Annotated in this window: 19 protein-coding genes; 13 read left to right on the top strand and 6 right to left on the bottom strand. The window is 68.2% G+C overall.

Annotated elements, in window-relative coordinates; genetic code table 11:
- Positions 1-109: 109 nt before the first annotated feature.
- From MRS60_RS30485 to MRS60_RS30475, 3 genes are read left to right on the top strand one after another with little or no spacing between them, the layout of a single operon-like run.
- Positions 110-1,777: an acyl-CoA synthetase gene (locus MRS60_RS30485; protein WP_175748168.1), complete on the top strand. Its 1,668-nt coding sequence runs from the start codon at positions 110-112 to the stop codon at positions 1,775-1,777.
- Between the two features lie 13 nt (positions 1,778-1,790).
- On the top strand, positions 1,791-2,558 hold the full coding sequence (locus MRS60_RS30480; protein ID WP_243567167.1) for a 3-hydroxyacyl-CoA dehydrogenase: 768 nt from the start codon (positions 1,791-1,793) through the stop codon (positions 2,556-2,558).
- A gap of 18 nt (positions 2,559-2,576) precedes the next feature.
- On the top strand, positions 2,577-3,767 hold the full coding sequence (locus tag MRS60_RS30475) for an acetyl-CoA C-acetyltransferase (RefSeq protein WP_243567165.1): 1,191 nt from the start codon (positions 2,577-2,579) through the stop codon (positions 3,765-3,767).
- A 109-nt stretch (positions 3,768-3,876) separates the two neighbouring features.
- On the opposite strand, the gene MRS60_RS30470 is transcribed toward MRS60_RS30475, so the two are convergent.
- Positions 3,877-4,569, bottom strand: coding sequence for a TetR/AcrR family transcriptional regulator (locus MRS60_RS30470; RefSeq protein WP_243567164.1), 693 nt, complete (start codon positions 4,567-4,569; stop codon positions 3,877-3,879).
- A gap of 356 nt (positions 4,570-4,925) precedes the next feature.
- On the opposite strand from MRS60_RS30470, the gene MRS60_RS30465 reads away from it, so the two are divergent.
- From MRS60_RS30465 to MRS60_RS30430, 8 genes are all read left to right on the top strand, one after another.
- Entirely contained in the window at positions 4,926-6,206 is a 1,281-nt protein-coding gene (locus MRS60_RS30465; protein WP_243567162.1) for a Zn-dependent hydrolase, read from the top strand.
- 127 nt (positions 6,207-6,333) lie between these two features.
- Positions 6,334-7,671: an NAD(P)-dependent oxidoreductase gene (locus MRS60_RS30460; protein WP_175748165.1), complete on the top strand. Its 1,338-nt coding sequence runs from the start codon at positions 6,334-6,336 to the stop codon at positions 7,669-7,671.
- Positions 7,672-7,741: 70 nt separating this feature from the next.
- Positions 7,742-9,049, top strand: a complete 1,308-nt coding sequence (preA, locus tag MRS60_RS30455; RefSeq protein WP_243567161.1) for an NAD-dependent dihydropyrimidine dehydrogenase subunit PreA — start codon at positions 7,742-7,744, stop codon at positions 9,047-9,049.
- Positions 9,050-9,150: 101 nt separating this feature from the next.
- Complete coding sequence (locus MRS60_RS30450; protein WP_034184953.1) at positions 9,151-10,659, top strand: NCS1 family nucleobase:cation symporter-1; 1,509 nt, start codon at positions 9,151-9,153, stop codon at positions 10,657-10,659.
- A gap of 52 nt (positions 10,660-10,711) precedes the next feature.
- A complete protein-coding gene (gene hydA, locus MRS60_RS30445; RefSeq protein WP_243567159.1) occupies positions 10,712-12,169 on the top strand; it encodes a dihydropyrimidinase in 1,458 nt (485 codons plus the stop codon).
- A 152-nt stretch (positions 12,170-12,321) separates the two neighbouring features.
- The gene (locus MRS60_RS30440) at positions 12,322-13,596 is read left to right on the top strand and encodes a NupC/NupG family nucleoside CNT transporter (RefSeq protein ID WP_105393465.1); all 1,275 of its coding nucleotides are present in this window, start codon (positions 12,322-12,324) and stop codon (positions 13,594-13,596) included.
- Positions 13,597-13,634: 38 nt separating this feature from the next.
- Entirely contained in the window at positions 13,635-14,951 is a 1,317-nt protein-coding gene (gene deoA, locus MRS60_RS30435) for a thymidine phosphorylase (RefSeq protein WP_243567158.1), read from the top strand.
- 130 nt (positions 14,952-15,081) lie between these two features.
- Positions 15,082-15,471, top strand: coding sequence for a cytidine deaminase (locus MRS60_RS30430; RefSeq protein ID WP_105393467.1), 390 nt, complete (start codon positions 15,082-15,084; stop codon positions 15,469-15,471).
- Between the two features lie 49 nt (positions 15,472-15,520).
- On the opposite strand, the gene MRS60_RS30425 is transcribed toward MRS60_RS30430, so the two are convergent.
- The 4 genes from MRS60_RS30425 to msrB form a co-directional block, all read right to left on the bottom strand.
- Complete coding sequence (locus MRS60_RS30425; RefSeq protein WP_105393468.1) at positions 15,521-16,633, bottom strand: aromatic ring-hydroxylating oxygenase subunit alpha; 1,113 nt, start codon at positions 16,631-16,633, stop codon at positions 15,521-15,523.
- Positions 16,634-16,854: 221 nt separating this feature from the next.
- A complete protein-coding gene (gene msrA, locus MRS60_RS30420; protein WP_034184947.1) occupies positions 16,855-17,598 on the bottom strand; it encodes a peptide-methionine (S)-S-oxide reductase MsrA in 744 nt (247 codons plus the stop codon).
- A gap of 86 nt (positions 17,599-17,684) precedes the next feature.
- Positions 17,685-19,559 carry a cytochrome c biogenesis protein DipZ gene (locus MRS60_RS30415; protein WP_243567156.1) on the bottom strand — a complete coding sequence of 625 codons (1,875 nt, stop codon included), beginning with the start codon at positions 19,557-19,559 and terminating at the stop codon, positions 17,685-17,687.
- Positions 19,560-19,594: 35 nt separating this feature from the next.
- Positions 19,595-20,143 carry a peptide-methionine (R)-S-oxide reductase MsrB gene (gene msrB, locus MRS60_RS30410; RefSeq protein ID WP_243567154.1) on the bottom strand — a complete coding sequence of 183 codons (549 nt, stop codon included), beginning with the start codon at positions 20,141-20,143 and terminating at the stop codon, positions 19,595-19,597.
- A 292-nt stretch (positions 20,144-20,435) separates the two neighbouring features.
- Here msrB and MRS60_RS30405 point away from each other — a divergent pair, with 292 nt between their 5' ends.
- Positions 20,436-20,630 carry a type II toxin-antitoxin system VapB family antitoxin gene (locus MRS60_RS30405; protein ID WP_095400851.1) on the top strand — a complete coding sequence of 65 codons (195 nt, stop codon included), beginning with the start codon at positions 20,436-20,438 and terminating at the stop codon, positions 20,628-20,630.
- Positions 20,627-21,031 carry a type II toxin-antitoxin system VapC family toxin gene (vapC, locus tag MRS60_RS30400; protein ID WP_131947613.1) on the top strand — a complete coding sequence of 135 codons (405 nt, stop codon included), beginning with the start codon at positions 20,627-20,629 and terminating at the stop codon, positions 21,029-21,031. Before MRS60_RS30405 ends, vapC begins: the two co-directional genes overlap by 4 nt.
- A 231-nt stretch (positions 21,032-21,262) precedes the next feature.
- On the opposite strand, the gene MRS60_RS30395 is transcribed toward vapC, so the two are convergent.
- Positions 21,263-23,707 (bottom strand): AsmA family protein, encoded by a 2,445-nt coding sequence (locus MRS60_RS30395; RefSeq protein ID WP_243567153.1) that lies wholly within the window; start codon positions 23,705-23,707, stop codon positions 21,263-21,265.

Genomic DNA, 23,707 nt, shown 5'->3' with positions numbered 1-23,707 from the left:
CGATTCTAGATTCTGTTTGTCATTGATTGCAATGTGACGGCTGTCTACTATCGATGTATCCCCGTCGCGCCGCTGGCTCGACGGCGGTCATAACGCACAGGAGACACGCATGCCTGATGGAGCAACCGCCCGGGCGGTGCCGGCCTACGCCGACGCCGTGGCCCGGTTCAGTATCGAGACCGCCGCCGCGCATCTGCACGGCGACCTGGAGCGCGGCCTGAACGCATGTGTCGAATGCTGCGACCGGCACGCATCGGCGGACGCGATCGCGCTCGACTGGATCGATGCGGGCGGGCAGCACCGCCGCTTCACGTTCGCGCAGATGCGGGCGCTGTCGGCACGCGTGGCGAACCTGCTGGTCGCGCAAGGCGTGAAGCCGGGCGACGTGGTGGCCGGCCTGTTGCCGCGCACGCCCGAGCTCGTCGCGACGATCCTCGGCACGTGGCGCGCGGGCGCCGTCTATCAGCCGCTGTTCACCGCGTTCGGCCCGAAGGCGATCGAGCACCGCCTGCGGATGAGCGACGCGCGCCTGGTCGTGACCAACGTCGCGAATCGCGCCAAGCTCGACGAGATCGCCGATTGCCCGCCGGTTGCGACGGTACGCGTGCCGGGCGAGTCGCTGCCTGAACGCGACATCGATTTCCGCGCGGCGCTCGACGCGCAGCCCGACACGTTCGAGCCGGTGCTGCGCAAGGGCACGGACCTGTTCATGATGATGTCGACGTCGGGCACGACGGGTTTGCCGAAGGGCGTGCCGGTGCCGCTGCGCGCGCTGCTCGCGTTCGGCGCGTACATGCGCGACGCGGTCGACCTGCGCGAAGGCGACCGGTTCTGGAACATCGCCGATCCGGGCTGGGCGTACGGCCTCTATTACGCAATCACGGGCCCGCTGTTGCTGGGCCACGCGACGACGCTCTACGAGGGCGGCTTCACGGTCGACAGCACGTACGACGTGATCGAACGGCTAGGCATCACGAGCCTCGCCGGCTCGCCGACCGCGTACCGGATGCTGATGGCAGCCGGTACGGAAGCAGCGGCGCGCGTGAAGGGCAAGCTGCGCGTGGTCAGCAGCGCGGGCGAGCCGCTGAATCCGGAAGTCGTGCGCTGGTTCGACGCGGCGCTCGGCGCGCCGATCTACGATCATTACGGCCAGACCGAACTCGGGATGGTCGTGAACAATCATCACGGCCTCGCGCACGTCGTGCATGCCGGCTCGGCCGGCCTGGCGATGCCCGGCTATCGCGTCGCGGTACTCGACGAAGCGAGCCGCGAGCTCGGCCCCGGCGAGCCGGGCAACCTTGCGATCGACATCGCGCGCTCGCCGCTGCTGTGGTTCCACGGCTACTGGCAGCAGGACACGCCGGCGATCGCGGACGGCTACTACCGGACCGGCGACAACGTCGAGCTGGAGCCGGACGGCACCGTGAGCTTCATCGGTCGCGCGGACGACGTGATCACGTCGTCCGGCTACCGGATCGGCCCGTTCGACGTGGAAAGCGCGCTGATCGAGCATCCTGCCGTCAGCGAAGCCGCCGTGATCGGCGTGCCGGATCCGGAGCGCACGGAGATCGTCAAGGCGTTCGTCGTGCTGTCGAAGGGCTTCGACGGCACGTCGGCGCTGGCCGAGGAACTGAGCCAGCACGTGAAGCGGCGGCTGTCCGCCCACGCCTATCCTCGCGCGATCGACTTCGTCGACGCGCTGCCGAAAACCCCGAGCGGCAAGATCCAGCGCTTCGTGTTGCGCAAGATGGAAGCCGAGAAGGCCGCTCAACCCTGAATACGGACTGCTGATGAATATCAAGGATCGCGTTTTTCTGATTACGGGCGCCGGTTCGGGCCTCGGCGCCGCGGTGGCGCGCATGGTCGTCGCGCAAGACGGCAAGGCCGTGCTGCTGGATGTCAATGACGAAGCCGGCGCGAGCCTCGCGCACGAACTCGGTGCGGCCGCGCGCTTCGTGAAGACCGACGTGACGAGCGAGGCCGATGGGCAGGCGGCCGTGGCCGCCGCGCGCGACGTGTTCGGCCGCATCGACGCGCTCGTCAACTGCGCGGGCGTCGCACCGGGCGAGAAGGTCGTCGGCCGCGACGGTCCGCACTCGCTCGACCGTTTCGCGCGCGCAGTGTCGATCAATCTCGTCGGCACGTTCAACATGATCCGGCTGGCCGCCGAAGCGATGTCGAAGCAGGATGCCGACGCGGAAGGCGAGCGCGGCGTGATCGTCAACACCGCGTCGGTCGCGGCGTTCGACGGGCAGATCGGGCAGGCCGCGTATGCGGCGTCGAAGAGCGGCGTGGTGGGCATGACGCTGCCGATCGCGCGCGAACTCGCGCGGTTCGGCATTCGTGTCGTGACGATCGCGCCCGGCATCTTCGCGACGCCGATGATGGCCGGCATGCCGCAGGACGTGCAGGACGCGCTCGGCAAGAGCGTGCCGTTCCCGCCGCGGCTCGGCCGCCCGGAAGAATTTGCGGCGCTGGTGCGCCACATCGCCGAGAACACGATGCTGAACGGCGAAGTCATCCGTCTCGATGGCGCGTTGCGCATGGCACCGCGCTGACACTGGAGGAAACGAATCATGGCGAATCAGGATCCGATCGTAATCGTTGGTATGGCGCGTACGCCGATGGGTGGTTTTCAGGGCGACCTGGCTGCGGCTAGCGCGAGCGAGCTCGGTGCGGTAGCGATTCGCGCGGCGCTCGAGCGCGCGAACGTGCCGGCCGAGCGTATCGATGAAATCGTGTTCGGCTGCGTGCTGCCGGCCGGGCAGGGCCAGGCGCCGGCGCGGCAGGCCGCGCTGAAGGCCGGGCTGCCGCTCGCGGCGGGCGCGACCACGGTCAACAAGATGTGCGGCTCCGGGATGAAGGCCGCGATGTTCGTGCACGACCTGCTGCTGGCAGGCTCGGCGGGCGTGGCCGTTGCGGGCGGGATGGAAAGCATGACGAATGCGCCGTACCTGCTGCCGAAAGCGCGCGCGGGGATGCGGATGGGCCACGGCCAGGTGCTCGACCACATGTTCCTCGACGGGCTCGAGGACGCGTATGACAAAGGCCGCTTGATGGGCACGTTCGCCGAGGATTGCGCGCAGGCGTACCAGTTCACGCGCGAAGCGCAGGATGCGTTTGCGATCGCGTCGCTGACGCGCGCGCAACGCGCGATCGCCGAAGGGCATTTCGTGTCGGAGATCGCGCCGGTGACCGTGAAGGCCGGCAAGACCGAAGCACTCGTGTCGATCGACGAGCAGCCGGGCAAGGCGAAGCTCGACAAGATCCCGACGCTGAAACCGGCGTTCCGAGAAGGCGGCACGGTGACGGCAGCGAACGCGTCGTCGATCTCGGACGGTGCGGCGGCGCTGGTGATGATGCGCCGCTCGGAAGCGGAGCGCCTGGGCCTCACGCCGAAGGCCGTGATTGTCGGGCATTCGACTTACGCAGACAAGCCGGGCCTGTTCGCGACCGCGCCGGTCGGCGCGCTGCGCAAGCTGTCGGAGAAAACCGGCTGGAACCTGCGCGACGTCGATCTGTTCGAGATCAACGAAGCGTTCGCGGTGGTGCCGATGGCCGCGATGCGCGATCTCGACCTGCCGCACGAGAAGGTCAACGTGCACGGCGGCGCGTGCGCGCTCGGACATCCGATCGGCGCATCGGGCGCGCGCGTGATGGTGACGCTGCTGGCCGCGCTCGAAACGTATGGCCTGAAACGCGGCGTCGCGTCGCTGTGCATCGGCGGCGGCGAGGCGACGGCCATCGCGATCGAGCGCATCGCGTAACGTGTAGCGCATAACACGCACGCTGCGACGCGGGCGACGGGTATCGCGCAGGAAACGCCTGCGTGGTGCTCGTCGCCCGTTTTTTATTCGGCGGCTCGCCGCGGTTGCGCTATGGCTGCGCGTTCGGCGACACCGCGCCGCACGCGCGTATCACGAGCTGCACGACCTGCTCGGTCTTCTCGTCGAACGCCTTCCGCGTGAACGCGCGCTTGCCGCTCAGCGCGCGGATCTGCGCATCGAAATCCGCATAGTGCTGCGTGGTCGCCCAGATCAGGTACATCAGGGCATGCGCGTCGATCGGCGCGAGCAGCCCGCGCGCGATCCAGTCGTCGATCACCTTCACGCGCGTGTCGAACCACGGCTTCACGCGTTGCGACAGGATGTCATGCATGTGCTCCGCGCCATGGATGATCTCGTTGGCCCAGACCTTCGAGCCGAGCGGGCGCCGCCGCGACAGATCCATCTTCGCGCGCACGTAGCCGCCGATCGCTTCCACCGGATCGTCGCTTGCCTCGAACGAGCCGGCCGCGCGATGCCAGTCCTCGAACAGGTCGTCGAGCACGCGGCGGTACAGCGCGAGCTTCGTCGGGAAGTAGTAGTGCACGTTTGCCTTCGGCAGGCCGGCGCGTTCCGCGATCATCGCGGTGCTCGCGCCGTCGAGCCCGCGCTCCGCGAACACGGCTTCCGCACAGGCGAGCAGATGCGCTTCGTTGGACTCGCGGATGTGCGCCTTGCGTCGCCGCAAAGGCGCGGACGTTTCTTCGCTGTCGGTCGCTTCGGCTGCCGCCTCGTCATGTCTCATCGTTACCCTCGCGCGGCGGGCATGCCGCGTTGGGCTTCATTCTAGCCGCTGATTCGTGTCGGACGCACGCGTGCGGACACTGCGCATCCGCAGGGATGCTGCGTTGCGATGGCACGTTTCTCGCTCTATCGAACCACGAAAGAAAGACATTGCCTTGGTCATTTTGATCGTCTAAAACCTGTCCAATCGGACAGGATTCGATGAGCGGCGCAACGCGGTTCCGACGATTCGTCGGACGAACTTCGCGCACGACCGGGACATGCACCGCGCACGGGCGGGTATGCCCCGAAACAGGTATTGCACGCACCGGCGCAGACCGGTCCGACGACATCACCTACCCCACAGGAGCGATGCGAATGAACGCGGTATCGGAAACAGTGAAGCGGCCGGTCTTCGACCAGTCGATCAAGGTCGACGGCAAGCGGTTGTGGGACAGCCTGATGGAAGTCGCGAAGATCGGCGCGACGCCGAAAGGCGGCGTGTGCCGCCTCGCGCTGACCGATCTCGACAAGGCCGGCCGCGACCTGATCGTCGGCTGGGCGAAGGCCGCCGGCTGCACGGTGACGGTCGATACGATGGGCAACGTGTTCATGCGCCGCGCGGGCCGCGTGGCGGACGCGGCGCCGGTCGTCACGGGCTCGCACGCGGATTCGCAGCCGACGGGCGGCCGCTTCGACGGCATCTACGGCGTGCTCGGCGGCCTCGAGGTGATTCGCAGTCTCAACGATCACGGGATCGAGACCGAGCATCCGGTCGAGGTCGTGATCTGGACCAACGAGGAGGGCTCGCGCTTCGCGCCCGCGATGGTCGCGTCCGGTGTGTTCGCGGGCGTGTTCTCGCTCGAATACGGGCTGTCGCGCAAGGACGTCGACGGCAAGACGATCGGCGAGGAGCTGGCGCGCATCGGCTACGCGGGCGACGTGCCGTGCGGCGGACGCAAGCTGCACGCGGCGTTCGAACTGCATATCGAGCAGGGGCCGATTCTCGAAGCGGAGTGCAAGACGATCGGCGTCGTGACCGATGCGCAGGGGCAGCGCTGGTACGAGATCACGTTCACCGGCCAGGAGGCGCATGCGGGGCCGACGCCGATGCCGCGCCGCCGCGACGCGCTGCTCGGCGCGTCGCGCGTGGTCGATCTCGTCAACCGGATCGGCCTCGATCATGCGCCGTTCGGCTGCGCGACGGTCGGCATGATGCAGGTCCACCCGAACTCGCGCAACGTGATTCCCGGCCGCGTGTTCTTCACCGTCGATTTCCGTCATCCGGACGACGCCGTGCTCGCGAAGATGGACGCCGCGCTGCGCGACGGCGTCGCGCGCATTGCGGCCGGCATCGGGCTCGAAACGGAACTCGAGCAGATTTTCTACTACAAGCCCGTCGCATTCGATGCGGCGTGCGTGGCGGCCGTGCGTGACGCGGCCGATCGCTTCGGCTACTCGCACCGCGACATCGTGTCGGGTGCAGGGCATGACGCATGTTATCTGGCGCAGGTCGCGCCGACGTCGATGGTGTTCGTGCCGTGTGTCGACGGCATCAGCCACAACGAGATCGAGGACGCGACGCCCGCGTGGATCGAGGCCGGCGCGAATGTGCTGCTGCACGCGATGCTGTCGCGCGCATGCGAGCCGGCTTCATGACGAATCGACCGTAGCAGCCGGCAGGCCGCGCATCGCCTGACCGCAGGATTCCTCAGCATGACCGCCCCGACTGTGCATCCGCAGCCGGCGGGGACGGCTTTGTCTCCACCCAGTCGAAGGAACGCGTATGACCACCAAGCCAACCGGCGATATCGCCGCGCATCGCCTGTCGTCCACGCAACTCTCGTGCGAATTCGCCGATATCGCGCCGCTGCTCGATCCGACCGCGGCGGCGGCCGCTGCCAGCCGCTGCCACTACTGCTACGACGCGCCGTGCGTACAGGCGTGCCCGACGCAGATCGACATCCCGAGCTTCATCCGCAAGATCGGCAACGGCAACCTGAAAGGCGCCGCGACCGACATCCTGTCCGCGAATCCGCTCGGCGGCATGTGCGCACGCGTGTGCCCGACCGAGATCCTGTGCGAAGGCGCATGCGTGCGCAACCATCAGGATGCGCAGCCGGTCGCGATCGGCGCGCTGCAGCGGCACGCGACCGACTGGGCGATGGCAACCGGGGCGGTACGTTTTACGCGTGCGCCCGATACGGGCCGCCATGTCGCGGTGGTCGGCGCGGGGCCGGCCGGGCTCGCGTGCGCGCACCGGCTCGCGCTCGCCGGGCACCGCGTGACGCTGTTCGACGCGCGCCCGAAGGCCGGCGGTCTCAACGAATATGGGATCGCCGCGTACAAGACGGTCGACGATTTCGCGCAGCGTGAAGTCGAATGGCTGCTGTCGGTCGGCGGCATCACGCTGAAAACGGGTGTTGCGCTCGGACGCGACATGACGCTCGACACGCTGCGCGAGCAGCACGACGCAGTGTTTCTCGCGATGGGCCTCGGCGGCGTGCGCGCGCTCGCGATCGACGGCGAGCAACTGGCCGGTGTGATGAACGCGGTCGACTTCATCGAGCAGGTGCGGCAGGCCGACGGGCTGGAGAACGTGCCGGTCGGGCGGCGCGTGGTCGTGATCGGCGGCGGCAATACGGCCATCGATGCGGCCGTGCAGAGCCGCAAGCTCGGCGCCGAGCGCGTGACGATGGTTTACCGGCGCGGCGTGGATGCGATGAGCGCGACGTGGGCCGAGCGCGAGTTCGCGCAGAAGAGCGGCGTCACGCTCGTCACGCACGCGAAGCCGGTGCGCATCGCGGGCGCGAACGGGCAGGTGACGGGCGTCGAGTTTGAAGCGGCATCGGGCGAGCGCTTCGCCGTCGACGCGGACATGGTGCTGAAGGCGATCGGCCAGACGCTGGTGCCCGACGATATCGCGGCCGCGTTGCTGACGGCGGACGGCGCGCGCATCGCGGTGGATGCGAACGGGCGCACGGCACTGCCCGACGTATGGGCCGGCGGCGATTGCGCGGCGACGGACGGCGTCGACCTCACGGTGCAGGCCGTGCAGGACGGCAAGCGCGCGGCCGCGTCGATCGACGCGGCGCTCGCGCTGCGCGACGCGAAGGCCGCATAAGCGCCCGCGCACGCATCCATCGCGCACGCATCCACTCCACGACAACGACCCCACTCTCACGGAGCCGAACATGGCCGACCTTCGCTGCACCATCGCGGGCATCACTTCGCCGAATCCCTTCTGGCTCGCGTCCGCGCCGCCGACCGACAAGGCCTACAACGTCAACCGCGCATTCGAGGCGGGCTGGGGCGGCGTCGTGTGGAAGACGCTCGGGCTCGATCCGCACGTCGTCAACGTCAGTTCGCGCTACGGCGCCGTGCAGTGGAACGGCCAGCGCATCGCGGGGCTGAACAACATCGAGCTGATCACCGACCGTCCGCTCGACGTGAACCTGAGAGAGATCGCGCAGGTCAAGCGCGACTGGCCGGACCGCGCGCTGATCGTATCGCTGATGGTGCCGTGCAACGAGCGCGACTGGAAATGGATCCTGCCGCTCGTCGAGGATACGGGCGCCGACGCGGTCGAACTGAACTTCGGCTGCCCGCACGGGATGAGCGAGCGCGGGATGGGCGCGGCCGTCGGGCAGGTGCCCGAATATGTCGAGATGGTCACGCGCTGGGTCAAGGAAGGCACGAAGCTGCCGTGCCTCGTGAAGCTCACGCCGAACATCAGCGACATCCGGATGGGGTCGCGCGCCGCGTACAAGGGCGGTGCAGACGGCGTGTCGTTGATCAACACGATCAACTCGATCGTCGCGGTCGATCTCGACCACATGGCGCCGATGCCGACCGTCGACGGCAAGGGCACGCACGGCGGCTATTGCGGTCCGGCGGTCAAGCCGATCGCGCTGAACATGGTCGCGGAAATCGCACGCGATCCGGAAACGCCGCACCTGCCGATCTCGGGCATCGGCGGCATCTCGACGTGGCGCGACGCGGCCGAATTCATCGTGCTCGGCGCCGGCAGCGTGCAGGTGTGCACCGCGGCGATGCATTACGGCTTCCGGATCGTGTCGGATCTCGCCGACGGCCTGTCGAACTGGATGGACGAGAAGGGCTACGCGACGCTCGACGACGTGCGCGGTCGCGCGGTGCCGAACGTGACCGACTGGAAATACCTGAACCTGAAGTACGACATCAAGGCGCGCATCGACCAGGACCGCTGCATCCAGTGCGGGCTGTGCCATATCGCGTGCGAGGACACGTCGCACCAGGCGATCACGCGCGAGAAGGACGGCGTGCGGCACTTCGAAGTGATCGATTCGGCGTGCGTCGGGTGCAATCTTTGCATGCATGTGTGTCCGGTCGAGCAATGCATCACGATGGAGCGCGTCGACTCGGGCGAGTACGCGAACTGGACCACGCATTCGAACAATCCGGCGCGCACGGATGCGGGGGCGAGCCCGGCGGCGCCCGAGAAGCACGCGAAGGCGGCTTGACCTGCGTCCGGCGGTGCGCGAGATCCGGCGCCGCCGTTTTTCGTTTCCGTGAGCCGGCATCGCGCGATGCCGGCGCTGACGTTTTACGTGGAGTGCCTCCGATGAAGCCAGCAGCGACCCCCGCCGAACCCGACAGCGCCGCGGCGCCGGGCGGCAGCCTGTACAACGACGACCTCGCGCCGACGACGCCGGCGCAGCGCACGTGGAAGTGGTATCACTTCGCGGCGCTGTGGGTCGGGATGGTGATGAACATCGCGTCGTACATGCTCGCGGCCGGGCTGATCCAGGAAGGCATGTCGCCGTGGCAGGCGGTGATGACCGTGCTGCTCGGCAACCTGATCGTGCTCGTGCCGATGCTGCTGATCGGCCATGCGGGCGCGAAGCACGGGATTCCGTACGCGGTGCTCGTGCGCGCGTCGTTCGGCACGCAGGGTGCGAAGCTGCCGGCGCTCTTGCGCGCGATCGTCGCGTGCGGCTGGTACGGCATCCAGACCTGGCTCGGCGGCAGCGCGATCTACACGCTGCTGAACATCCTGACCGGCAACGCGCTGCACGGCGCGGCGCTGCCGATAGTCGGCATCTCGTTCGGGCAGCTCGCGTGCTTCCTCGTGTTCTGGGCGCTGCAGATCTACTTCATCCTGCACGGCACCGATTCGATCCGCTGGCTCGAGAGCTGGTCCGCGCCGATCAAGGTCGTGATGTGCGTGGCGCTCGTGTGGTGGGCGACGTCGAAGGCGGGCGGCTTCGGCTCGATGCTGTCGGCGCCGTCGCAGTTCGCGGCGGGCGGCAAGAAGGCGGGGCTGTTCTGGGCGACCTTCTGGCCGGGCCTGACCGCGATGGTCGGCTTCTGGGCGACGCTCGCGCTGAACATTCCCGATTTCACGCGCTTCGCGCATTCGCAGCGCGACCAGATGATCGGGCAGTCGATCGGGCTGCCGCTGCCGATGGCGCTGCTGTCGGTGGTGTCGGTCGTCGTGACGTCGGCGACGGTCGTGATCTACGGCAACGCGATCTGGGACCCGATCGACCTGACGAGCCGGATGACGGGCATCGGCGTGGGCATCGCGCTCGTGATCCTCACGCTCGACACGATGTGCTGCAACCTCGCCGCGAATCTCGTCGGCCCCGCGTACGACTTCTCGAGCCTGTGGCCGAAGGCCATCTCGTACCGCACGGGCGGGATGATCACCGCGACGATCGCGATCGTGATGATGCCGTGGAAGATCCTCGCGACGACGGACGGTTATATCTTCACCTGGCTCGTCGGTTATTCGGCGCTGCTCGGGCCCGTCGCGGGCATCATGATGGTCGACTACTTCCTGATTCGCGGCACGCAGCTCGACACGCGCGCGCTGTTCGACGAGCGCGGCGGCTTCAGCTACGCGCGCGGCTGGAACCCGGCCGCGCTGGCCGCGCTCGCGGTCGGCGTGCTGCCGAACCTGCCCGGCTTCCTGCACACGGCATTTCCGGCGTCGTTTCCGAACGTGCCGGCGTTCTTCAACACGCTTTACACGTACGCGTGGTTCGTCGGCCTCGTGCTGGCGTCGGGCGTGTACGGCACCTGGATGAAGTGGCGCGCCGGACAGCGCGCGCAGATCGCGAGCGCATGACGGACGAAATCCGCCGCATGCGGCACCCGACAGTCAACGAGGAGGCAACCAAATGGCAATCCTGATTCGCGGCGGCACCGTGGTCGATGCGGACCGCTCCTATCGCGCGGACGTGCTCTGCGCGGATCCGCAGGATGGCGGCACGATCCTGCAGATCGCCGAGAAGATCGACGTGCCGGCCGGCGCGAGCGTCGTCGACGCGCACGACCAGTACGTGATGCCGGGCGGCATCGATCCGCATACGCACATGGAACTGCCGTTCATGGGCACGACCGCGAGCGACGATTTCTACTCGGGCACGGCCGCCGGGCTGTCGGGCGGCACGACGAGCATCATCGACTTCGTGATCCCGAGCCCGAAGCAGCCGCTGATGGACGCGTTCCGCGAATGGCGCGGCTGGGCCGAGAAGGCAGCGGCCGACTACGGCTTCCACGTGGCGGTGACGTGGTGGGACGAGAGCGTGCATCGCGACATGGGCACGCTCGTGCGCGAGCACGGCGTGTCGAGCTTCAAGCACTTCATGGCGTACAAGAACGCGATCATGGCCGACGACGAGATCCTCGTGAACAGCTTCTCGCGTTCGCTCGAACTCGGCGCGCTGCCGACCGTGCACGCGGAGAACGGCGAGCTCGTGTTCCGGCTGCAGCAGGCGCTGCTCGCGCGCGGCATGACGGGGCCGGAGGCGCATCCGCTGTCGCGGCCGCCGGAAGTCGAAGGCGAGGCCGCGAACCGTGCGATCCGCATCGCGCAGGTGCTCGGCGTGCCCGTGTATATCGTGCACGTATCGTCGAAGGATGCGGTCGACGCGATCACGCGCGCGCGCAGCGAAGGGCTGCGCGTGTTCGGCGAAGTGCTGCCGGGCCATCTGGTGATCGACGAGGCCGTCTATCGCGACCCGGACTGGACGCGGGCGGCCGCGCACGTGATGAGCCCGCCGTTCCGCTCGGCCGAGCATCGCGAGGCGCTGTGGCGCGGGCTGCAGGCGGGGCAGCTGCATACGACGGCGACCGATCACTGCGTGTTCTGCGCGTCGCAGAAGGCGATGGGCCGCGACGATTTCACGAGGATTCCGAACGGCTGCGGCGGCGTCGAGGATCGCATGTCGGTGCTGTGGCATCACGGCGTGAATCACGGCCGCATCACGCCGAACGAGTTCGTGCGGATCACTTCGACGAACGCCGCGCAGATCTTCAACCTGTATCCGCGCAAGGGCGCCGTGCAGGTGGGCGCAGACGCCGACCTCGTCGTGTGGGATCCGGCCGCGACGAAGACGATCTCGGTGAAGACCCACCACCAGCAGGTCGATTTCAACGTGTTCGAGGGGATGACGGTGCAGGGCGTCGCGACGCACACGCTCACGCGCGGCGCGCTCGCGTGGGCCGACGGCGACCTGCGCGCGGTGCGCGGCGCAGGCCGCTATCTGAAACGCCCGCCTGCGGCCGGCTACTACGAGGCCGCGCGCATTGCGAACCGGCTGCGCGAACCGCATCCGGTCGAGCGCGCGGGCTGAGCGACGCGTGTCGCGCGGGGCGTGTCCGTTCGCACGGCACGCCCCGCATGCATTTCAGCGTGCCGACCGGGTAATATCCACCGACAGCGTTGCACGAACGTTCCCGGCGGCGTGCGGGACAGATCAATAACATTGAGAGAAAGGAGCACAAGGTGGATATTCTGCGCAGTCTCCTGGGTATGTTGTTCCTGCTGCTGGTTGCGTATCTGCTGTCGAACAACCGGAGCGCGGTGAGCGGCCGGACCCTGATCGCCGCGCTGCTCACGCAGTTCGCGATCGGTGCGCTGGTGCTGTTCGTGCCGTCCGGCCGCGCGGCGCTGGCAGCGGCCGCGAACGGCGTCAATCGCGTGCTCGACATGGGCAATCACGGCATCGCGTTCGTGTTCGGCGGGCTGGTCGACAGCCGGATGTTCCAGTTGTTCGGCGACGGCGGGTTCGTATTCGGCCTGCGCGTGCTGCCGATGATCATCTTCGTCACCGCGCTGATCGCGGTGCTGTACTACGTCGGCGTGATGAAGTGGATTGTCGCGATCCTCGGCGCCGGGCTGGCGAAAGTGCTCGGCGTGAGCCGTATCGAGGCGTGCTCGGCCGTCGCGACGATCTTTCTCGGGCAAAGCGAGATGCCCGCGCTCGTGAAGCCGTTCGTGCGGAACATGACGAGCGCCGAGATCTTCACGGTGATGGCGAGCGGCATGGCGTCGGTCGCGGGCTCGGTGCTGGTCGGCTATGCCGGCCTCGGCGTGAAGATGGAGTATCTGCTCGCCGCGTCGTTCATGGCGGTGCCGGGCGGGCTGCTGTTCGGCAAGCTGCTGTTTCCGACCGTCGAGCCGAGCCGTGTCGTGGTCGACGGTCTCGATTTCGACGACAAGCGGGCCGCCAACGTGATCGAGGCGGCGGCGTCCGGCGCGTCGGTCGGACTGCGAATCGCGATCAACGTCGGCGCGATGCTGATCGCGTTCGTGGGGCTCATCGCGCTGATGAACCTCATCGTCGGCGGCGTGGCCGCGTTCGCGGGCTTTCCGCAGGTCACGCTGCTGGGCATCCTCGGCCACCTGTTCGCGCCGCTTGCGTGGATCATCGGCGTGCCGTGGCACGACGCGGCGCTGGCCGGCAACTTCATCGGCGAGAAACTGATCTTCAACGAGTTCGTCGCGTACGGCGACCTGTCGCCATACCTGAAGGGCAGCGAGCACGTCGCGGCGGCCGGCCTGCAAGTGCTTGACCCGAAGACGCTCGCGATCGTGTCGTTCGCGCTGTGCGGCTTCGCGAACTTCTCGTCGATCGCCATTCTCGCGGGCGGCTTCAGCGCGGTCGCGCCGGAGCGTCGGTCGGAAGTCGCCCGGCACGGCTTGCGTGCGCTGACGGCCGCGACACTGTCGAACCTGATGAGCGCCGCGATTGCCGGCCTGTTCTTCTCCCTGCATTGACCGTGCAGCGGCCACTGACCGAACGAGGAGATGCAACGATGTTTCTACCGCAGGAATTCATCCGCAAGAAGCGCGACCGGCAGCCGCTCGATCGCGACGAGATTGCCGCGTTCGTGCGTGGCGTGACCGACGGCAGCGTGACCGAGGGCCAGGTGGCGGCATTCGCGATGGCCGTGTATTTCAACGACCTGAGCGTCGACGAACGCGTCGCGCTGACGCTTGCGCAGCGCGACTCGGGCGACGTGCTCGACTGGCGCGCGCTCGATCTCGGCGGACCCGTGATCGACAAGCATTCGACCGGCGGCGTCGGCGACGTCGTGTCGCTGATGCTCGGGCCGATGGTGGCCGCGTGCGGCGGCTACGTGCCGATGATCTCGGGGCGCGGGCTCGGCCACACCGGCGGAACGCTCGACAAGCTCAGCGCGATCCCCGGCTATGACGTGACGCCCGATACGGATGCGTTTCGCCGCACGGTGCGCGACGTCGGCGTCGCGATCATCGGGCAGACCGCGCGGCTGGCGCCGGCCGACAAGCGCATCTATGCGATTCGCGACGTGACGGCGACCGTCGAGTCGGTCGCGATGATCACCGCGTCGATCCTGTCGAAGAAGCTCGCGGCAGGACTCGACGGGCTCGTGATGGACGTCAAAGTCGGCTCCGGTGCATTCATGCCGACCGTCGAGCAATCGGCGGAACTGGCCCGCAGCATCGTCGACGTCGGCAACGGCGCCGGCATGAAGACGACCGCGATCCTCACCGACATGAACCAGTCGCTCGCACCGTGCGCGGGCAATGCGCTCGAAGTGGCGTGCGCGATCGACTACCTGACCGGCAAGTCGCGTCCGGCCCGGCTGCATGAAGTGACGATGGCGCTCTCGGCACAGTTGCTCGTCACCGGCGGGCTGGCAGGCGATGCCGCATCGGCGCGCACGATGCTGCAACAGGCGCTCGACTCGGGCGCGGCGGCGGAACGCTTCGCGAGAATGGTCGTGGCGCTCGGCGGCCCCGCGGACTTGATCGATGCACCGTGGCGTCATCTCGCGCGGGCGGCGGTCATCGTGCCGGTTCCGGCGCGCGCGAGCGGCGTCGTGCAGCGGGTCGATTGCCGCGCGCTCGGGCTGGCGGTCGTCGCGCTCGGCGGTGGCCGCACGCGCGCGGCGGATGCGATCGACACCCGTGTCGGCCTGTCCGCGCTCGCGGAGATCGGGCAGTGCATCGAGGCCGGCCAACCGCTCGGTTGCGTGCACGCCAGCGACGCCGCCGCGGCGGCGCGCGCGGTGGACGCGGTCCAGCGCAGCTACGTGCTGGGCGAAACGGGCGATGCGCCGCCGACCATTTACCAGCGGATCGGCTGACCGGCCGCCGGTGCCGGCACGGCGGGTGCGTGCGGGCGTCGGCGGCCGCTTCACATCACGGGATGTATCGTGCGCGCCGGGATGCGGCTGCGTCGATGCATCCCGGCACACCACCGGAGGCATCATCGAGATGGAACGAGACGAATTGCTCGAACAGGCAAAGGCGGCGCGCGAACGCGCGTATGCGCCGTATTCGCGCTTCAAGGTCGGCGCGGCGCTGCAGGCGCGCGACGGGACGATCTTTCGCGGCTGCAACGTCGAGAACGCGTCCTACGGACTGTGCAATTGCGCGGAGCGCACGGCGATGTTTTCGGCCATCGCCGCCGGCTATCGTCCGGGGGACTTCGCGCGGCTCGCGGTCGTCGGCGACACGGACGGCCCGATCGCGCCATGCGGCGCGTGCCGTCAGGTGATCATCGAGATCGGCATGCCCGACATCGAAGTGATCCTGGGCAACCTGAAAGGCGATGTCGAGGTCACGACGGCACACGCGTTGCTGCCGGGCGCGTTCCGGTTGTAGCGGAGCGCGCCGCGGCGAGCCTGCGCGGTCGTGCGGCGCGCCGCGCGTATCACGCGCCGTCGCGTGCTTCGCGGATCGGGATCACGGTGCGGCCGCCGCATTGGCGCAGCAGGTCGCGCAGTTCGTTGATGACCGGAAACACCTCGTGGTTCCAGTCGGCGCCCTGGCGATCGTGCGCTTCCTGCTCGCGCTCGACGATCCAGCGATCCTCGCGGAAGATGCGCTCGGTGAACCAGACGAGCAACGGCCACGCGAGATCGAGCGCGAACGGGATGCCGGGCTTGTGGATCGACAGCAGTCCGAACGTGCGGTTGGTGCGTTGCTCGGCGTCGAGCGGCACGTAGACGATCCACAGGTCCATCACGAGCGTGCCTTCGCTCGAACGGATCCGCAGCGTCTGGTACGGGTAGCCGGTGCGCACCGTCATCACGCTCTTGTCGGACTGGTCGGCCGGCTTCTTGCTCGCGCCGAACACGAGCGCCTCGCCGACCGGCTGCTTGCCTTCCATCCGCGCGAACGTGTAGTCGACCTCGACCCAGTCGTCGCCGCGGCGACGGCCCACCGAGCGCGCGCGCATCTGCCCCATCTGCTTGCGATGCAGGAACTGATGGTTCATGTCCATCAGGTTCTCGTGCATGAACGAGTAGTGGCACTTGACCTCGCGACCGAAGCGGCGGGTCTTGTACGCGGGGTTGTCCGCCGATTCGAGCGCGGGGAACGGCCGCGTGTCGGCGAGCGTCGCGTCGCCGGGAAACACGAAGATCAGCCCGTGCGCTTCGCGGCACGGATACGCGCGTACGCCGTTCGGCAAACGCTCGCGGCCGAGGTAGGGCACGTCGACGCAGCGGCCGCTGTCGCACGCGTAGGTCCAGCCGTGATAGCAGCAGCGCAGCGTTTCGCCGCTCACGACGCCCGCATGCAGCGGCACCTGGCGGTGCGCGCAACGATCTTCGAGCGCGTACACGGCGCCCGATTCGGTGCGCACGAGCACGATCGGATCGCCGGCGAAGCGCACGCCGAGCGTCTTGCCGCGCTTGAGCTCGCGCGACCACGCGAGCGGATACCAGTGATCGGGGTGAATGGGCACGCGGCGCAGATCGCGCACGAGCGCGCCGGACGATTCTTCGAGGGTGCTGCTGTCAGGCAAAGGCACTGCGAGCATGCGTGACGTCTCCTGGCTGGGCAGAAAGTCCGGGCGCCGCAAGAAACGGCGGGGATCTTGAGAAGTCTACGCGAAGTTGCCCGATGTGGCGGACACGATGCGGGTTTGCCCCGGCATGACGGCCGGGGTTTCGTTGATGCGGCGCAAACCGGGCCGCAGGCGGTGCGCGCCCGCCCCGGCTGCGCGGCGGGCGGCAACCCTGCCGCGCAGCCGGCTGCCGGTCACGAGCCCGCATCGCGCCACAGCACCGCGTCCGTGCGGTACAGCGCCGGGAAGCGCTGCTTCAGCCCGGCGACCTTTGGCAGGTCGTTGAACGCGATATACGGCGCGTCGGGATGCAGTTCGAGGTAGTTCTGGTGATAGGCCTCGGCCGGATAAAACCCCTTGTATGCCTCGACGCGCGTGACGACGGGCGCCGGAAACACGTGCGCGCTGCCGAGCTGCGCGATATACGCGGTCGCGACCGCGCGTTGCTGCGCGTTGGTCGGGAAGATCGCGGACCGGTACTGCGGCCCTTCGTCGGGGCCCTGCCGGTTGAGTTCGGTCGGGTCGTGCGCGACCGAGAAGAACACCTGCAGCAGCCGGCCGTACGTGATCTGCGTCGGGTCGTAGACGATGCGAACCGATTCCGCGTGCCCGGTCAGCCCCGAGCCGACGAGTGCATAGTGCGCGGTTTCGGATGCACCGCCTGCATAACCCGCCGTGACCTGCTTCACGCCCTTCACGTGCTCGAACACGCCCTGCACGCCCCAGAAGCAGCCGCCGGCGAGCACGGCCGTTTCGTCGTGCGATGCGCCGGGCGTTTCGTCGAGCGTCGGCGCGGGCACGGTGCGCATCGGCTCGGCGGAATTGACGATGCGCTGGAAGCCGAACACGGCGGCGGCCGCGACGGCGATGGCACCGATGCGGCGCAGCATCGTTGCGCGCCGTCGTGGCGCGGAATCGCGGGTGGGTGTCGGGTTCATCGTTTGCTCCTTCGGAATGCGTTGTGGAAGACGGTGCTCGGGTGGCGGCGTTGCCCGCGTGCGGCGCCCGCGTGCGGCGCTCGCGTTCAACCGAATGTGAATGCGTACGCATCGACGCCGGGATCGAGAAATTCGATCGCGAACGTGCGGTCTGCGATCGCGCCGGGCTGCCGGACGAGCTGGTACAGGCGCTGCCCGGTGACGGTGCCGTAGCCCTGCGCGTCGACGTCGGCGCCGTGCGCGGCACCGGGCGCCGCGCCGTCGAGCGTCACGCGAAAGCGCACGGGCTGGCCGTTCGCGCCCGGGCCGAGCACGAGGTGCAGGTCGCGCGCATGGAAGCGGTAGACGATCCGGCCGGACGGCGCGGCGAGCGACGCGCGCTCGGCGCCGACCTGCCAGGTGCCGGCGAGGCCCCAGTCGTTGAGACCGGGGCGCGCCGGCGCGTCGTAGCGATGCGCCGCGTCGCGCACGACGCCGCCCGGCGACGAGAAATCTTCCGCACGCGCATAGCCGACATAGGTTTCGGGCGAGCGGACGTCCGCGGTATCCGCTGCCGCGAGCGCGCCCTTCGCGGGCGCACCGGCCAGCCCGAGCGGCACGTTCAGCGCTTCCGGATGGCCGGCTTCGGCGAGCAGCGACTGGATCGCGCGTTCCGATTGCGCGTATTCGCCTTCGCCGAAGTGGTGATGGCGGATGCGCCCTTGCGCGTCGATGAAGTAGTGCGCGGGCCAGTATTCGTTGCCGAACGCGCGCCAGATCGAATAACCGTTGTCGATCGCGACCGGGTAGTCGATGCCGAGGTCGTGCACGGCTTTCTTCACGTTGCCGATGTCGCGCTCGAACGCGAACTCCGGCGCGTGCACGCCGATCACGACGAGCCCGTACGGCGCGTACTTGCGCGCCCACGCGTTGGTGTACGGCAGCGTGCGCAGGCAGTTGATGCACGAATAGGTCCAGAAATCGACCAGCACGACCTTGCCGCGCAGGCCGGCCGCCGTCAGCGGCGGCGAGTTCAGCCACTGCACGGCGCCGTCGAGCGACGGCAGCGTGCCTTCGACGGGCAGCGCGGATGGCTTCACGTCGGCCGCGCGCATCATCGCGCTGCCGGCCGTCGCACCGCCGCCGGACTGCGCGCCATCGGCAGTCGCGGCCATCATCGCGCCGCCGCTTGCGTTGCCGGACGCGTTGCCTGCCGTATTACCCGTGGCGGCTGTCGTTGCGGGCGCACCGTTCGAGCGCCCGCCGAGCCGGTCGACGAGCTTCGTCTCGAGCCCGCCCGTCGTGACGGTCGACAGTTGCGCGAGCGCACCCGTATCGAGGCCGAGCGCGATCGCGCCGACGCCGGCCAGCAGCGCCGCGCCGATCCCGCGCCGGATCCATTCGCCGGCGCCGAGCGAGCGCTTCATCGCGGCGAACACCTTGCCGCCGATCACGAGCGCGACGGCGAGCGACGTCGCCGCGCCGGCCGCATACGCGACGAGCAGCAGCGTCGTGCCGACGTTCGCGCCGCGCAGCGCGGCGCCGGTCAGCACGAGCCCGAGGATCGGGCCCGCGCACGGCGCCCACAGCAGGCCGGTCGCGACGCCGAGCAGCAGCGACGACGCGGGGCCGGCCGGGCGGCCGTCGCGCTGCGCGAGCCCGGTGAGCCGGTTGCCGGCGGCGACGAGCGGGCGCGTCAGGTGTTCCGCGAAGCGCGGCATCAGCAGCGTCAGGCCGAACACCGCGAGCAGCACGATGGCGATCCAGCGGCCGGCCTGGTTGGCCTGCGCGACCCAGCCGCCGCCGACGGCGGCGAGCGTCGCGACGACGGCGAACGTGAGCGCCATGCCGGCCAGCAGCGGCAGGCCGGTGCGCACGAACGGCTGGTCGGCGCGCGCGAACACGAACGGCAGCACGGGCAGGATGCACGGGCTCAGGATCGTGAGCACGCCGCCGAGATAGGCAAGGACGATGAGCAGCATGGTGCGTTCTCCAGTCGGTCGGGAGCGGGGCCGGATCAGGCGGCGGCCGGGTGGAAGGCGAGTGCGAGCCCGTTCATGCAGTAGCGCAGGCCGGTCGGCGGCGGGCCGTCGTCGAACACGTGGCCGAGATGGCCGCCGCAGCGGCGGCAGTGCACTTCGGTGCGGACCATCCCGAACGACGCGTCGGCGTGGGTCCCGACCGCGTGGTCGAGCGGTTTCCAGAAGCTCGGCCAGCCCGTATGGCTGTCGAACTTGGCGGCCGACGAGAACAGCGCGAGGTCGCAGCCGGCGCATGCGAACGTGCCGGGCCGGTGCTCGTCGTTCAGCGGGCTGCTGTACGGCCGCTCGGTGCCGGCTTCGCGCAGGATCGCGAACTGGGCGGGCGTGAGCCGGCGATGCCATTCGACGTCGCTGAGCGTGATTTCGAAAGGGGCGGCCATCCGTGGGGCTGCCGGCGGCGGGGCGGTCGGCGGCGCGGCGAATGCGCGGCCGACCAGCGCGCGGCGGCCGGTGGACGACAGCGCCGCGAGCGCGGCGAGGCCGGTGGCGCCGGCGAACAGCAGCAGATGTCTGCGGGTGGGCATGATGGGCTCCTGGAAGCAGGTCCTGAAAACATGCGCCTATCGTAGGCAGCGGCCGGTGTCGAAGTCCTCACGGAAAGTTAAATGATTTGTGATGTCTGGGTGTTGTTGCGGGGGACGCCGGAATCCGTTCAAGCGCCGGCAGACAGGGGGCTCTCGGGGGGAGCCGCAGATATTTGCTGAAATCCGTGGGGTTGCTCTGCCTGAGGGGTGGTAGGTTGATTGCGCCCGGGCCGGATGCAGCCATCTGCAATGTGTGTAATCGAATTGATTTATACACATAGCGAGGCATGCCATGCGTACCAACATTGAAATCGACGACAAGCTGATGGCCGAGGCACTTGCCGCAACCGGTGTCAAAACCAAGCGGGAAGCCGTCGAGCTCGGTTTGAAGACGATCATCAGGCTCAAACAGCAAGAGCAGATTCGCCAGTTCCGCGGAAAACTCCACTGGGAAGGCGATCTCGACGCGATGAGGACGGATCGATGACGCTCGTGGATTCGAGCGTCTGGATTGACTATTTTCGTGGCAAGGTTTCGCCGGAAACCGACAAGCTGGACGGTTTGCTCGGCAACGAGGCGCTGTTGTCGGGCGACCTGATCGTGGCAGAGGTGTTGCAAGGTTTCCCGGCTGAATCCGAATTCAATGTGGCCCGCCAGTTGATGACGACGCGCTTGAATGTCGTGTCGCTGGTCGGTACCGATAACGCCGTCCAGGCCGCACGAAATTATCGCGACTTGAGGGCGCGAGGCGTGACGGTCCGCAAGACCATCGACACGCTGATCGCGACTTACTGTATCGAGAACGGCGTTTCGCTGCTGTACAGCGGTCGGGACTTTGATCCATTCGTTCGATATCTGGGTCTTCGATCAGCCCTTTTAGATGATTGAGCAAAGCCAGGCCAGCCTCGCGGGCATGTAAGGATTCGGTAGTGGGCCTGTGCTGAGTGTGCCGTCGCTGGCTAATCAGATCGGCGGCGCGCCGGCAAGCGTTGTGGTGGTGCTCGGCGCTGGAAGCCGACCTGCGCGACGCGTTCGAGTGCGGCCGGCCCTTACGCTCCCGTGCCGCCATTGCTCGACGCAGCAGGTCGACGTCTCCGTCCGAACCCGAATACCGCGGCCTTACCGGCCAGGAGCGGCGGTTCGGCCCGCACGCGTCGCTTGCTCGGGTTCGACAGCCGCCGGCGCGTGAGCCTGTGAAGCCGGCGGCGCCGCATTCATATACGCCGGTGCCGCCTTTTTCTCCTTACGTACTCCCGGTGGCGGCGCGGTCGGGCGCTGCTCCATGTCGGTCAGCATCTGCTTGCACGGCAGCGGCTGATTGCGGCCCGGCTGGAGCAATGCGAGCAAACTCGCGAGCGGATTCAGCAGGCCCAGCGCCACCGCTGCCCCGCCGCGCGCGATGAGCGCGCCCGGCTTCACGCCCACGTGAGGCTGCTTGAAGGTACCGGTGACGTACAGCGGCGAGCGCAGCGATACCACCCGGAACCCCTTGGTATGCGGATGGATCGTCAGGTTCATGGTCTCGTCCCGCAGGTTCACGTTCCCGTTCATGCCGATCACCGCATCTGCGGTGTCGAGCGCGAATACGCGCGAGTCGAGCACGCCATTGGTGACCACGAAATCGGCCACCGCGCAGTTGATCTTCACGTCGCGATCACCGAACAGCTTCTCGTACACCACGTTCGCCACGTTCAACCCGGCCGCTTCCATCAGCAACAGGCTTACGGTGCCGTCCGTGACCAGCGTCTTCACTTCTCCGTTGGACGTGGCGGCGAGCGCCGCCGGCGAGTTGCCGGTGGCCGACAGCGCGGCATCGCCGTTGACTTCGCCGAGCGCCGTCTGCATGACCTCGAACGTCGGGAATAGCCGCTTCAGCTTCAGGTGCCGCGCCTGCAGCGTGAACCGCCCCTTGAGCGGCGTGCCGCTGCCGTCCAGGTGGATGTTCGACGCCAGCGTGCCGCCCGCGACGCCGAAGTTCAGCGGGTTGAGCGTCAGCACGCCGTCCTGCATGACGACGTGGGTCTTCAGATCGGTGATCGGCAAGCTCGGGGACTTGATGATGCGCTGCCCGGTGAACCGGACGTCGGCGTCGATCTTCTTCCAGCGCTCGGTGCGGAACGCCTCGACCGGCAGTGCCTTGTTCGCGGGCTGCGCGACCGCGGCGCCGCGGCGCGCCTTGCTGGCATTCGTGTCGGCGCCGATGAGCGGCGCAAGGTCGGCGAACCGCAGCACCTTCGACACCAGCGTGCCCGACAGGAGCGGCCTCGGTTCGCGCGAAACGTACACCAGCGTGCCGGTGAGATCGCTGCCGCCGACACGCCCCGTGAAGTCCTCGTACTTGAAGACATTGCCGGACGCGCGGAATTGCCCGATCAGCCGTCCGTCGGTCGCATAGGGCGGGGTCTCGGGCAGCGTGATGCCGGTGACGTCGTACAGGTGCGCCATGCTGGTGCCCGCGAGCCACAGTCGCAGGTCGACCGCCGCCAGGTGCGCCGGATCGGTCAGCGTGCCGACCAGCGCCAGCTTCGTATCGCCGAAGCGCAAATTGGCCTGGACCGGAAACGGGCGCTGAACGCTTTGCAGCCCCAGCACGTTTCCGATCTTGCCAGTGCCGGCGACGTGCCCTTTCTTGTAGGTTCCGTCGACGGTCCACCCGATCGTGTAATCGCCCGTGCTTGCGGACGCCGCGGGCGCGGCGCCTGCCGACGCGCCCGACGCCGCCGTCGCGGACGTGCTCGACGCAGCCGATGCCGCCGGGGCGATCGCGGTAGTGGATATCGCGGCCGACGCTTGCGACGCCGCGGCCACCGCTTGCGACGCCGCTGCCGATGCGCGGGATGCCGCTTCGATACCCGACCCGGGCGCCGGGGATCGTGCCGCACCTTGGTGTACCTGTGCCGCGAGTTTCTTTTGGCCCTCCTGGCCGACGGCCTGCGCCGATTCGCTGCGCGCCAGCGCCGCCTGCTGCTTCAACGCATCGCCGAACGCAATCGGCCTGCCGAGCGTGTCGATCACACCGCTCAGGTCGAATTGCTTCTGTTGGTCGTAGTAGCGGAGCTTGCCGGTGGCGAACGCGATATCGTGCAGGTCAAGCGTCCACTTGCCCGGATGATCGGCATTCTTGAGCTGGAACGCCCAGTTGACGCGCCCGTCCGCGAGGCGTTCGAGGTCGACGGACGGATTGACGAGGTCGATGGCCGGAATCACGATGCGGCGCGCGAGCAGCGGCAGCGCCTCGACTTCGAAGCTGATCGCGTCGAGCGTGGCGAAATGCTTCGTGCGCGCCCAGTCCGGGTTGGCGATCGTGACATTGCCGGCGCTGAATCGCGGCCACGGCACCCAGGCGCGCCAGCCGTGCTCGCTCACGGGCCGGTGCCACCCGACACGCAGGTCGCCGTTGATGGCGAACTGCCGTCCGATCGCGTCCGATACCTTGTCGTCGACCCAAGGGCGCGCGCGGTTCCAGTCGAACATCACGATGAAGACGAACAGCGCGGCAATCGTCAGGGCAACGACAACGGCGAGCCACGCAGCCACCTTGCCGACGGTATGGCCGTTGCGCAT

Origin of the sequence: Burkholderia pyrrocinia, from assembly GCF_022809715.1 — a bacterium.
Taxonomy (GTDB): Bacteria; Pseudomonadota; Gammaproteobacteria; order Burkholderiales; family Burkholderiaceae; genus Burkholderia; species Burkholderia pyrrocinia_C.
Note: the sequence above shows the minus strand (reverse complement) of the source record. Positions and strands in the feature narration are given on the sequence as shown.

Coding starts and splice junctions, on each gene's coding strand:
- MRS60_RS30485 (WP_175748168.1), top strand. CDS start 110: ATGCCTGATGGAGCAACCGCCCGGGCGGTGCCGGCCTACGCCGACGCC.
- MRS60_RS30480 (WP_243567167.1), top strand. CDS start 1,791: ATGAATATCAAGGATCGCGTTTTTCTGATTACGGGCGCCGGTTCGGGC.
- MRS60_RS30475 (WP_243567165.1), top strand. CDS start 2,577: ATGGCGAATCAGGATCCGATCGTAATCGTTGGTATGGCGCGTACGCCG.
- MRS60_RS30470 (WP_243567164.1), bottom strand. CDS start 4,569: ATGAGACATGACGAGGCGGCAGCCGAAGCGACCGACAGCGAAGAAACG.
- MRS60_RS30465 (WP_243567162.1), top strand. CDS start 4,926: ATGAACGCGGTATCGGAAACAGTGAAGCGGCCGGTCTTCGACCAGTCG.
- MRS60_RS30460 (WP_175748165.1), top strand. CDS start 6,334: ATGACCACCAAGCCAACCGGCGATATCGCCGCGCATCGCCTGTCGTCC.
- preA (WP_243567161.1), top strand. CDS start 7,742: ATGGCCGACCTTCGCTGCACCATCGCGGGCATCACTTCGCCGAATCCC.
- MRS60_RS30450 (WP_034184953.1), top strand. CDS start 9,151: ATGAAGCCAGCAGCGACCCCCGCCGAACCCGACAGCGCCGCGGCGCCG.
- hydA (WP_243567159.1), top strand. CDS start 10,712: ATGGCAATCCTGATTCGCGGCGGCACCGTGGTCGATGCGGACCGCTCC.
- deoA (WP_243567158.1), top strand. CDS start 13,635: ATGTTTCTACCGCAGGAATTCATCCGCAAGAAGCGCGACCGGCAGCCG.
- MRS60_RS30430 (WP_105393467.1), top strand. CDS start 15,082: ATGGAACGAGACGAATTGCTCGAACAGGCAAAGGCGGCGCGCGAACGC.
- MRS60_RS30425 (WP_105393468.1), bottom strand. CDS start 16,633: ATGCTCGCAGTGCCTTTGCCTGACAGCAGCACCCTCGAAGAATCGTCC.
- msrA (WP_034184947.1), bottom strand. CDS start 17,598: ATGAACCCGACACCCACCCGCGATTCCGCGCCACGACGGCGCGCAACG.
- MRS60_RS30415 (WP_243567156.1), bottom strand. CDS start 19,559: ATGCTGCTCATCGTCCTTGCCTATCTCGGCGGCGTGCTCACGATCCTG.
- msrB (WP_243567154.1), bottom strand. CDS start 20,143: ATGCCCACCCGCAGACATCTGCTGCTGTTCGCCGGCGCCACCGGCCTC.
- MRS60_RS30405 (WP_095400851.1), top strand. CDS start 20,436: ATGCGTACCAACATTGAAATCGACGACAAGCTGATGGCCGAGGCACTT.
- vapC (WP_131947613.1), top strand. CDS start 20,627: ATGACGCTCGTGGATTCGAGCGTCTGGATTGACTATTTTCGTGGCAAG.
- MRS60_RS30395 (WP_243567153.1), bottom strand. CDS start 23,707: ATGCGCAACGGCCATACCGTCGGCAAGGTGGCTGCGTGGCTCGCCGTT.